The sequence below is a fragment of the Chromobacterium alkanivorans genome, assembly GCF_016937655.1.
Lineage (GTDB): Bacteria > Pseudomonadota > Gammaproteobacteria > Burkholderiales > Chromobacteriaceae > Chromobacterium > Chromobacterium alkanivorans.
Window position 1 is genome coordinate 113,913 of the sequence record NZ_JAFHKL010000014.1, and the last position, 10,367, is coordinate 124,279.

Annotated in this window: 9 protein-coding genes; all 9 read left to right on the forward strand. The window is 71.1% G+C overall.

From position 1 onward, the window contains the following. Positions 1-9 precede the first annotated feature (9 nt). Positions 10-1,968, forward strand: a complete 1,959-nt coding sequence (locus tag JW897_RS20840) for a bifunctional 5-dehydro-2-deoxygluconokinase/5-dehydro-2-deoxyphosphogluconate aldolase (RefSeq protein ID WP_205467485.1) — start codon at positions 10-12, stop codon at positions 1,966-1,968. Then, entirely contained in the window at positions 1,965-3,830 is a 1,866-nt protein-coding gene (gene iolD, locus JW897_RS20845) for a 3D-(3,5/4)-trihydroxycyclohexane-1,2-dione acylhydrolase (decyclizing) (protein ID WP_205467486.1), read from the forward strand. Before JW897_RS20840 ends, iolD begins: the two co-directional genes overlap by 4 nt. A 14-nt stretch (positions 3,831-3,844) precedes the next feature. Continuing rightward, complete coding sequence (gene iolE, locus JW897_RS20850) at positions 3,845-4,765, forward strand: myo-inosose-2 dehydratase (protein ID WP_205467487.1); 921 nt, start codon at positions 3,845-3,847, stop codon at positions 4,763-4,765. After that, a complete protein-coding gene (gene iolB, locus JW897_RS20855) occupies positions 4,762-5,571 on the forward strand; it encodes a 5-deoxy-glucuronate isomerase (protein ID WP_205467488.1) in 810 nt (269 codons plus the stop codon). The genes iolE and iolB overlap by 4 nt, the downstream gene beginning before the upstream one ends. 87 nt (positions 5,572-5,658) lie before the next feature. Next, entirely contained in the window at positions 5,659-6,954 is a 1,296-nt protein-coding gene (locus JW897_RS20860; protein WP_048415744.1) for an aminopeptidase P N-terminal domain-containing protein, read from the forward strand. 41 nt (positions 6,955-6,995) lie between these two features. Continuing rightward, a complete protein-coding gene (locus JW897_RS20865) occupies positions 6,996-8,159 on the forward strand; it encodes an FAD-dependent oxidoreductase (RefSeq protein WP_048415745.1) in 1,164 nt (387 codons plus the stop codon). A 13-nt stretch (positions 8,160-8,172) separates the two neighbouring features. Next, positions 8,173-9,324 carry a UbiH/UbiF family hydroxylase gene (locus JW897_RS20870; RefSeq protein ID WP_205467489.1) on the forward strand — a complete coding sequence of 384 codons (1,152 nt, stop codon included), beginning with the start codon at positions 8,173-8,175 and terminating at the stop codon, positions 9,322-9,324. Positions 9,325-9,350: 26 nt separating this feature from the next. After that, complete coding sequence (locus JW897_RS20875; protein ID WP_048415747.1) at positions 9,351-10,085, forward strand: DsbC family protein; 735 nt, start codon at positions 9,351-9,353, stop codon at positions 10,083-10,085. A 96-nt stretch (positions 10,086-10,181) separates the two neighbouring features. Continuing rightward, a partial coding sequence (locus tag JW897_RS20880; protein WP_205467490.1) for a hypothetical protein occupies positions 10,182-10,367 on the forward strand: 186 nt, incomplete at its 3' end.

The following is a 10,367-nucleotide window of genomic DNA, read 5'->3' on the forward strand; positions in this document are numbered from 1 at the left end:
AGATCTAGCATGCAAAACACCACCCGTTTCGCCAGCGGCCGCGACCGCGACCTGGTCTGCCTGGGCCGGCTGGCGGTGGATCTGTACGCGCAGCAACTGGGCGCGCCGCTGGAAGACGCGGCCAGCTTCGCCAAATATCTGGGCGGCTCCTCCGCCAATATCGCCTTCGGTGCGGCCCGGCTGGGCTTGAAGTCGGCGATGCTGTCCCGCGTCGGCGACGAGCAGATGGGCCGTTTCCTGCTCAACACCCTGCGCGCCGAAGGCTGCGACGTCAGCCAGGTGAAGGTGGACCCGGAGCGGCTGACGGGTCTGACCCTGCTGGGCATCAAGGACCGCGACAGCTTTCCCTTGCTGTTCTACCGCGAAAACTGCGCCGACATGGCGCTCAGCGCCGACGACATAGACGAGGACTTCATCGCCGGCAGCCAGGCCTTGCTGATCACCGGCACTCATCTGTCCCGGCCCGGGGTGGAAGCGGCCAGCCGCCGCGCGCTGCAATACGCGCGCCGCCACGACGCGCGCACGGTGCTGGACATCGATTACCGGCCCGTGCTGTGGGGCCTGGCCGGCCGCGGCGACGGCGAAACCCGCTATATAGCCAGCGCCGAGGTCAGCGCCCATTTGCAGAGCCTGCTCTCCGAGTTCGACCTCATCGTCGGCACCGAGGAAGAATTCCTGATCGCCGGCGGCGAGGCCGAACTGATGCCGGCCTTGGCCCGAGTGCGCGCGCTGAGCCGGGCGGTGCTGGTGGTCAAGCTGGGCCCCCTGGGCTGCGCGGTGATTCCCGGCACGGTGCCGACGCGGATCGAGGACGCCTTCAGCGTGACCGGCGCGGAGGTGGAGGTGATGAATGTGCTGGGCGCCGGCGACGCCTTCCTGGCCGGCTTCCTGTCCGCCTGGCTGCGCGGCGGCGACTACGCCGAATGCTGCCGCCGCGCCAACGCCTGCGGCGCGCTGGTGGTGTCGCGCCACGGCTGCGCGCCGGCGATGCCGACCCCGGCCGAGCTGGAACGTTTTCTGGCCGCGCCGACGCGGCGGCCGGGCGAGGACGCGGCGCTGAGCCGGCTGCACCGGGTCAGCGCGGCGCGGCCGCGTTGGGACGAGTTGTGCGTGTTCGCCTTTGACCACCGCAGCCAGTTCTTCGAGCTGGCGCGCGCGGCGGGCGCGGACGAAGCGCGGCTGCCGCGTTTGAAACAGCTGCTGGTGCAAGCGGTGGCCGGCGTCGAGCAGCGGCTGGGCCTGCGTGGGCGGGTGGGGGTGCTGATAGACGAGCGCTACGGCGCCGACGCGCTGTACGCCGCCACCGGCCGCGGCTGGTGGGTGGGGCGGCCGGTGGAGCTGCCCGGCTCCAATCCGCTGGTGTTCGAGCAGGGCCGGGCGATGGCCGGCGCGCTGGCCGCCTGGCCGCGCGAGCACGTGATCAAATGCCTGGTGCAGTACCACCCCGACGACGCGCTGGACAACCGGCTGGAGCAGGAGGCGCAGATTCGCGCGCTCTACGACGCCGCCCAGGCCAGCGGCCATGAACTGCTGCTGGAAATCATCCCGGCCAAGGATTTGCCGCGCGCCGACGACACCGTCTATCGCGCGCTCAAGCGCCTGTACAACCTGGGCATTTACCCGGACTGGTGGAAGCTGGAGCCTCCCGCCGCCGCACAATGGCCGGCGCTGGACGCGCTGATCGCCGAGCGCGACCCCTATTGCCGCGGCGTGGTGCTGCTGGGCTTGAACGCGCCGCTGGACACGCTGCGCCGCGGTTTCGCCGCCGCGCGCGCTAGCCGCAGCTGCCGCGGCTTCATGGTGGGACGCAGCCTGTTCCAGCGGCCGGCCGAGCGTTGGCTGGCCGGCGAGGTCGACGACGCCGGCCTGGTGGCCGAGGCCGGCGCGCGTTTCGCCGAGCTGGTGGCGGTGTGGCGCGAGGAACGCGGCGCGGCCGGCCGCGCGCTCAGCGAGGAGGGCGCGCGATGAGCACGATTCGCTTGACCATGGCCCAGGCGCTGGTGCGCTACCTGGCCGCGCAGCGGGTGGAGCTGGACGGCGAGGAAGTAGCGCTGTTCGCCGGCGTGTGGGCGATCTTCGGCCACGGCAACGTCGCCGGCCTGGGCGAGGCGCTGCAGCAGGCCGGCGACAGCCTGCCCACCTGGCGCGCCCACAATGAGCAGGGCATGGCCCATGCCGCCATCGCTTACGCCAAAGCCCATTTCCGCCGCCGGATGATGGCGGTGACCAGCTCCATCGGCCCCGGCGCCACCAACCTGGTCACCGCCGCGGCGCTGGCCCACGTCAACCGGCTGCCGCTGCTGCTCTTGCCCGGCGACGTGTTCGTGTCGCGCGCGCCGGACCCGGTGCTGCAGCAACTGGAAGCGCCGCAGGACGGCACGCTGTCGGTCAACGACTGCCTGCGGCCGGTGTCGCGCTATTTCGACCGCATCGTCCACCCGGCGCAGCTGCTCACGGCGCTGCCGCGCGCGCTGGCGGTGCTGACCGATCCGGCGCAATGCGGGCCGGCCACGCTGGCGCTGCCGCAGGACGTGCAGACCATGGCCTGGGACTATCCGGCCGATTGGTTCCGGCCGCGACTATGGCGCATCGCCGCGCCGCCGCCGGAGCCGGACGCGCTGGAGCGAGCGGCCCAGGCATTGGCCGCCGCGCGGCGGCCGCTGATCGTGGCCGGCGGCGGCGTGCTGTACAGCGCCGGCGGCGCGGCGGCCTTGCGCGCCTTCGCCGAGCGCCACGGCGCGCCGGTGGCCGAAACCCAGGCCGGCAAGAGCGCCTTGCCCTGGGACCACCCGCTGCAACTGGGCGCGATCGGCGTCACCGGCTCGCCGGCGGCCAACCGGCTGGCGGAACAGGCCGACCTGGTGCTGGCGCTGGGCAGCCGCTTGCAGGACTTCAGCACCGGCTCCCAGCAATTGTTCCGCCAGGCGCGGCTGCTCAGCGTCAACGTCAATGCGCTGGACGGGATCAAGGCCGACGCCGTGGCGCTGACCGGCGACGCCGCGCTATGCCTGGACGCGCTGTCGGCGCGCCTGGACGGCTGGCGCGCCGATGCCGGCTGGAGCGCCGAGGCGCGCGTGCTGGCCGAGGACTGGCGCGCGGAGACGGCGCGCGTTACCGGCCAGCGCCAGCCTCACGGCCTGCCTTGTCTGCCTTATGACGGCGAGGTGATAGGCGCGGTGCAGCGCCACCCCGGCTCCGAGCGCGACGACATCGTGGTCTGCGCCGCCGGCACCCTGCCGGCCGAGCTGCACAAGCTGTGGCGCGCGGCGACGCCGGGCGGCTACCACCTGGAATACGGCTATTCCTGCATGGGTTATGAAATCGCCGGCGGCTTGGGCGTGAAGATGGCGCGGCCGGAGCGCGAAGTCATCGTGATGGTGGGCGACGGCAGTTATCTGATGATGAACAGCGAGCTGGCCACCTCGGTGATGCTGGACCATAAGCTGATCGTGGTGTTGCTGGACAACCGCGGCTACGGCTGCATCAACCGCTTGCAGCAGGCCTGCGGCGGCGCGCCGTTCAACAACCTGCTGGAAGACTGTCGCCAGGGCCGCCACGGCGCGCCGCGGGTGGACTTCGCCGCCCATGCCCGCGCGCTGGGCGCCGAGGCCGAGCACGTGGCCGACATCGCCGGCCTGGAGGCGGCGCTGGTTCGCGCCCGCGCCGCCGAGCGCAGCTATCTGATCGTGATCGACACCGACCCGGCGCGCACCACCGAGGCCGGCGGCTGCTGGTGGGAGGTGGCGGTGCCGGAAGTGTCGGAACGGGCCGAGGTGCGCGCCGCGCGTCAGGCATACCAAGACCGGCTGCGCCGGCGTCAATACGAATAGCGGGGAACAGCGCAATGCATGCATTCGACGTGAAAATCGGCATCAACCCGATCTCCTGGAGCAATGACGACCTGCCATCGCTGGGCGGCGAAATCCCGCTGCAGCAGGCGCTGGCCGAAGGCGCGGCCATAGGCTACCGCGGTTTTGAGCTGGGCAATAAATTCCCGCGCCAGCCGGAGGCGTTGGCGGCGGCGCTGGCGCCGCACGGCCTGCAATGCGTGTCCGGCTGGCATTCCGGCCGGCTGGCCGAGCACAGTGTGGACGCGGAAATCGCCGCCGTGGAGCCGCATTTGCGGCTGCTGGCCGCCAGCGGCTGCCGGGTCATGGTCTACGGCGAGGTGGCCCAGGCGATACAGGGCCAGCCGCGGCCGCTGAGCCAGCGGCCGCGCTTCCGCTCGGAGCGGCAATGGCGCGATTACGGCGAGCGGCTGAACGCCTTCGGCCGCCATCTGCAAAGCCACGGCCTGACGCTGGCCTACCACCATCACATGGGCGCTTACGTTGAAACCCCGGACGACGTGGACGCGCTGATGGCGGCCACTGGGCCGGAAGTGGGCCTGCTGTTCGACAGCGGCCACATCGCCTTCGCCGGCGGCGAACCGCTGACGGTGCTGCGCCGCCATATCGACCGCGTGGTCCACGTCCATTGCAAGGACATCCGCCCGCAGGTGGCGCGGCTGGCGCGCAACCGCGGCTGGAGCTTCCTGGAGTCGGTGCTCAACGGCGTGTTCACCGTGCCCGGCGACGGAGCCATCGATTTTGAACCCTTGCTGCGCACGCTGGCCGAGCATGATTATCGCGGCTGGCTGGTGGTGGAGGCGGAGCAGGACCCGGTGGTGGCGCCCAGCTATCGCTACGCCGAACTGGGCTTCCGCACGCTGGCCGGCCTGGTGGCCAGCATCCGCGCCGGCGAGCCGGAAAGGAGCTGCGCATGAGCCAGCCTGATTTGCGCGTCAGAGCGGCGGCCGGCCGCGTTGCCGCCGACGTGACGCCGGCCTCCGCCGGCTGGCGCCACGTGGGTTTCCGCGCCTTGCGGCTGGCCGACGGCGAGGCCGAGGACTGGCTGCAGGCGGAACGGGAATGTTGCGTGGTGGTGCTGGCCGGCGTCGTCGACATCGTCGCCGGCGAGCAGCGCTGGCCGGGCGTGGGCGGCCGCGCCGGGGTGTTTGACGGGCAAGCGCCGTGGGCGGCTTATATTCCCGCTGGCTGCCCGTTGCGCATCGTCGCCCGCGGCGCGGCCGAAGTGGCGCTGTGCTCGGCGCCGGGCCGGCCGCTCAGCCGGCCGCCGCGGCTGATCCGGCCGCAGGACATGGCGCAGAGCGTGCGCGGGCACGGCGCCAACACCCGCTACGTCACCGACATCCTGCCGCAGCAGGCGGAGGCGGACAGCCTGCTGGTGGTGGAAGTGCGCACCCCGTCCGGCCATTCGTCCAGCTATCCGCCGCACAAGCACGACCGCGACGCGCTGCCGGCGGAAAGCCTGCTGGAGGAAACCTATTACCACCGGGTGAGCCCGGCGCAGGGCTTCGTGTTCCAGCGCGTCTACACCGACGAGCGCGACCTGGACCAGTCGCACGCGGTGGAGGACGGCGACGTGGTGCTGGTGCCGCGCGGCTACCACCCGGTGTGCGTGCCGCACGGCTACGAGTCCTACTACCTCAACGTGATGGCCGGGCCGCGCCGCGAATGGCGCTTCCACAACGACCCGGCGCATGAGTGGATGCTGTCCGCCGCCACCTGAGGCGCGCCGGCGGGGCTTGGGTTGGCGCGGGCGGCGGTGTAAACTGCCGCTTTTACGACCGCGCCGGTCTCTTGCCTGGATTCCGCCATGCCCACGCCTCATGCCGCACGCCGCGCCCGCCTGCTGTCCGCCCTGGGCGACGCCGTCGCGGTGCTGCCCACCGCGCCGGAAGCGGTGCGCAACGCCGATAATTTCTATCCCTATCGCCCGGACAGCCATTTCCTCTACCTGACCGGCTTCGCCGAGCCGGAAGCGGTGCTGGTGCTGGACGGCCGCAGCGGCAAGTCCATCCTGTTCTGTCGCGACAAGAATCCGGACATGGAAATCTGGGAAGGCTTTCGCCACGGCCCGCAGGCGGCGGCCGAGGCTTTCGGTTTCGACGAGGCCTATCCCGTCGCCGAGCTGGACGCGCGGATGCTGGAACTGCTGTCCGGCTGCGGCCGGCTGTGCTGGAGCCTGGGCCGCGACGCCAAGTTCGACGCGCGCGTCAACGGCTGGCTGGACAGCCTGCGCCAGCGCGCCTACCACGGCGCGCCGGCGCCCAGCTGTTACGGCGACGTGCACGCGCTGCTGGACGAGATGCGGCTGATCAAGGACGACAGCGAGATCGCGCTGCTGCGCCGCGCCGGCGAGATTTCCGCCGCCGGCCACGTGCAGGCGATGCGCGCCACCCGGCCCGGCCTGCATGAATACCAGATCGAGGCGGAAATCCTGCACGCCTTCGTCAGCCGCGGCGCGCGCCAGCCTTCCTACGAGAGCATCGTCGCCGGCGGCGCCAATGCCTGCACCCTGCATTACTGCGCCAACAACGGCCTGCTGCGCGACGGCGAGATGCTGTTGATCGACGCCGGCTGCGAGCTGGAAGGCTACGCCGGCGACATCACCCGCAGCTTTCCGATCAACGGCCGCTTCAGCGGCCCGCAGCGCGACGTTTACGAAGTGGTGCTGGCGGCGCAGGCGGCGGCCATCGCCGCGTTGGGGCCCAAGGTGCCCTGGAACGCGTCCGGCGACGCCGCGCTGGCGGTGCTGGCCCAGGGCATGCTGGACCTGGGGCTGCTGCGGGGCAGCGTGGACGGGGTGATCGAATCCGGCGCCTACCGCCAGTTCTACATGCACGGCATCGGCCATTTGATCGGCCTGGACGTGCACGACGTCGGCGCGCGCAAGCGCAACGGCCTGTGGCGCGCTTATCAGCCCGGCATGTGCGTGACGGTGGAGCCGGGCTTGTACATCCGCCCGGCCGACGGGGTGCCGGCCGCGCTGCACCATATCGGCGTGCGCATCGAGGACGATGTGCTGATCACCGAGCAGGGCTGCGAGGTCTATACCGGCGGCGTGCCCAAGCGCATCGACGAGATCGAAGCGCTGATGAACGAGAATTGAGTGTCCGGAGCCTGGGTCCCGAGGGAACAGGAGGAAACAGAATGCAGCAACAGACGAATGAACATGCGGACGTGGTGATCATAGGCGGCGGCCCGGTCGGGGCGCTGGCCGCGCTGCGGCTGGCGCGCGCCGGTCGCGAGGTGACGCTGGTGGAAGCGCGCGGCCGCGACGAGGCGGTGCGCGACGCGCGCGCGCTGGCGCTGTCCTGGCACAGCCGCGAGCTGCTGCGCGAAGCCGGCGCCTGGCCCGAGGACTTGCCGGCCTCGCTGATCGACAGCGTGCACGTGTCGCAGCAAGGCGCTTGCGGCCGCACCCTGTTGCAGGGCGAGGACGTTGGCCTGCCGCACCTGGGCGCGGTGGTGGACTATCCGGCGCTGGTGGCGGCGCTGGGCGGCGCGCTGGAGCGCGCCGGCGTGCGCGTGCTGTGGCGGCGCCGGGTGCGGGCGGTTAAGAGTCTCAGCCATTACGCGGTGGTGACGGTGGACTCCGACGCCGGCTCCAGCCTGCTGAGCTGCCGGCTGGCGGTGATGGCCGAGGGCGGCGCGCTGGCGGAAAGCCTGCCTGGCGTCAAACGCCTGAGCCACGATTACCGGCAGTGCGCGGTGCTGGCCGAGGTGCGCACCGAATTGCCGCCCCAGGGCGTGGCCTATGAGCGCTTCGCCCACGACGGGCCGCTGGCCCTGCTGCCGCACGGCGACGCTTATATGTTGGTGTGGACCCGCAGCGCCGAGGACGCCGCCCGCCTGCAGGCGGCCGACGAAGCCGAGGTGGCCGCCGCCTTGCAGCAGGCCTTCGGCGAACGTCAGGGCCGTATTCTGAGCGTGGGGCCGCGCGCGGCGTTCCCGCTGGCGCTGAAGCAGCTCAACCGCGTGGTCAGCGGCCGGGTGGCGATGATAGGCAACGCCGCGCAGACCATGCATCCGGTGGCGGCTCAGGGCCTGAACCTGGGCCTGCGCGACGCGGCCGGCCTCAGCGCGGCGCTGGCCGGCGCGGCCGACCCCGGCGACGCCGCCGCGCTGGCGGCCTACGCGGCGGCGCGGCGGGTGGACAGTCACGCGGTGGTGGGCTTCACACATGGTTTGATCAAATTGTTCGACGGCCACCACCCGGTGGTCAGCGCGATGCGCAGCGTCGGCCTCAGCGCGCTGGACGCGCTGCCGCCGCTGCGGCGCAAGTTCGCTAGCCATCTGGTGTTCGGCGTTTGACGGGGGAGCGAGCGTGAAGGCATTGCAGTACGACGTGATCGTGGTGGGCGGCGGCCTGGTGGGGGCCAGCCTGGCGCTGGCGCTGGACCGCGCCGGCAAGCGGGTGGCCTTGCTCGAGGGGCGGCCGCCGCGGTTGGAGGGCCTGGACCAGGGCTGGGATGCGCGCATTTACGCGGTGAGCCCGGCCAACCGCCGCTTCCTGGAGAGCCTGGACGCCTGGCCCGGCGCCGAGCGCCTGGGCGCGATCGAAGCGATGGACGTGCGCGGCGACGCCGGCGGCCGCATCGAGTTCGCCGCCAGCGACGCCGGCGAGCCGGCGCTGGCCTGGATCGCCGAGAACCGCTGGCTGCTGGCCGCGCTGTGGCGGCGGCTGGCGGCGTCCGGCGTCGATTGCCTGGCCGGCGTCAAGCCGCTGACGCTGCGCGCCGACGCGCTCGGCGCGGAACTGGAGCTGGAAGACGGCCGCCGGCTGAGCGCGGCCTTGCTGGCCGGCGCCGACGGCGCCAACTCCTGGGTGCGCGAGCAGGCCGGCCTGGACGCCAGCGTCAAGCCTTACGGCCAGAGCGGAGTGGTGGCCAATTTCGACTGCGAGCGCCCGCACGGCGGCGTGGCGCGGCAATGGTTCACCGGCGACAGCATCCTGGCCTGGCTGCCCATGGCCGGGAACCGAATTTCCATGGTGTGGTCAACTTCTGATCCCGAGCGCTTGCTGGCGCTGCCGCCGGAGCAATTGGCGGCGGCGGTGGCCGCGGCCGGAGGACGGGCCTTGGGCGAGTTGGCCGTCCTCACTCCCGCTGCGGCGTTTCCGCTGCGGCTGATCCAGCCGGAGCGGGTGGCGGCGGAGCGCGTGGTGCTGGTGGGCGACGCCGCCCATACCGTGCACCCCTTGGCCGGCCAGGGCGTGAACCTGGGCTTCCAGGACGCGGCGCAATTGGCGGCCTTGCTGGCCGGCGAGCGCGACGCCGGCGACTGGATGCTGCTGCGCCGTTACGAGCGTCAGCGGCGCGAAGCGGTGAAAACCATGCAGCTGGGCTGCGACGGCCTGTTCCAATTGTTCCAGGCCAAGGCGCCGGGCCTGCCGTGGCTGCGCAACGCCGGTTTGAATCTGACCAATTGCCTGAAGCCTTTGAAGCGGCAATTCGCTCGCCAGGCGATTGGTTACTGAACCTCCTTTTTTAAGGGTAAAGATTGATGAAGAAAAACCTGAAGTCCCTGGCGCTGGGCGCCTCCCTGATGATGGCGCTGGCCGCTTGCTCGCAAGCCGCCGGCAGCGGCAACGCCGGCGACGTGAAGAAAGCGTTTGAAGGCCGCTTCCCGGGCAAGCCGGTCAAGGCGGTGACCGCCACGCCGGTGAAGGGCATTTACGAGGTGGTGGTGGACAATAAGCAGGTGGTGTACACCAACGCCGATGCCAGCTATCTCTTCGTCGGCGATCTGATCGACGCGGTGAAGAAGGAAAGCCTGACCGAGAAGAAAATGGCCGAGCTGAACAAGGTGGACTTCAAGTCGCTGCCGTTCGAGTACGCGCTGAAGGAAGTGCGCGGCAAGGGCGAGCGCAAGCTGGCGGTGTTCTCCGATCCGGACTGCCCGTTCTGCAAGAAGCTGGAGCGCGAAGGCCTGAAGAACCTGGACAACGTCACCATCTACACCTTCCTCTACCCGCTGAGCCAGCTGCACCCGGACGCGATGCGCAAGTCCAAGCAGATCTGGTGCTCGCCGGACAAAGTGGCGGCCTGGTCCGGCTTCATGCTTGACGGCAAGCCGCTGACCGGTCCGGACAATTGCGACACTCCGCTGGAGAAGATTCAGCAACTGGGCGAGAAGCTGGGCATCACCGGCACCCCGGGCCTGATCTTCGCCAACGGCCAGCTGGTGCCGGGCGCGATCGATGGCGACGATATCGAGAAGCTGCTCAACGCCAAGTGAGCGCATGAAGACATGCGCCGCTAAGCCGGTTTCCACGGCCTGTTCCTGCGTCCGCGCGACGCCGGGGCAGGCCGTTGTCGCGCCTGGCGGGCGGCGATGACGGCGCGGCCGGGCCGGCGCTTGTCCGGCGGCGACCGCCTGTTGCTGGGCCTGTCGCTGTCGCTGGCGGTGCATGGGCTGGTGGTGTTCGCGCCGTGGCCGGCCGGCGGCGCTCAGGGTTCGGCGTCCGGTCTGAGCGTGCGCCTGTCCGCCGCCGCGCCGTCTAGCGCGGCGCGGGACGCC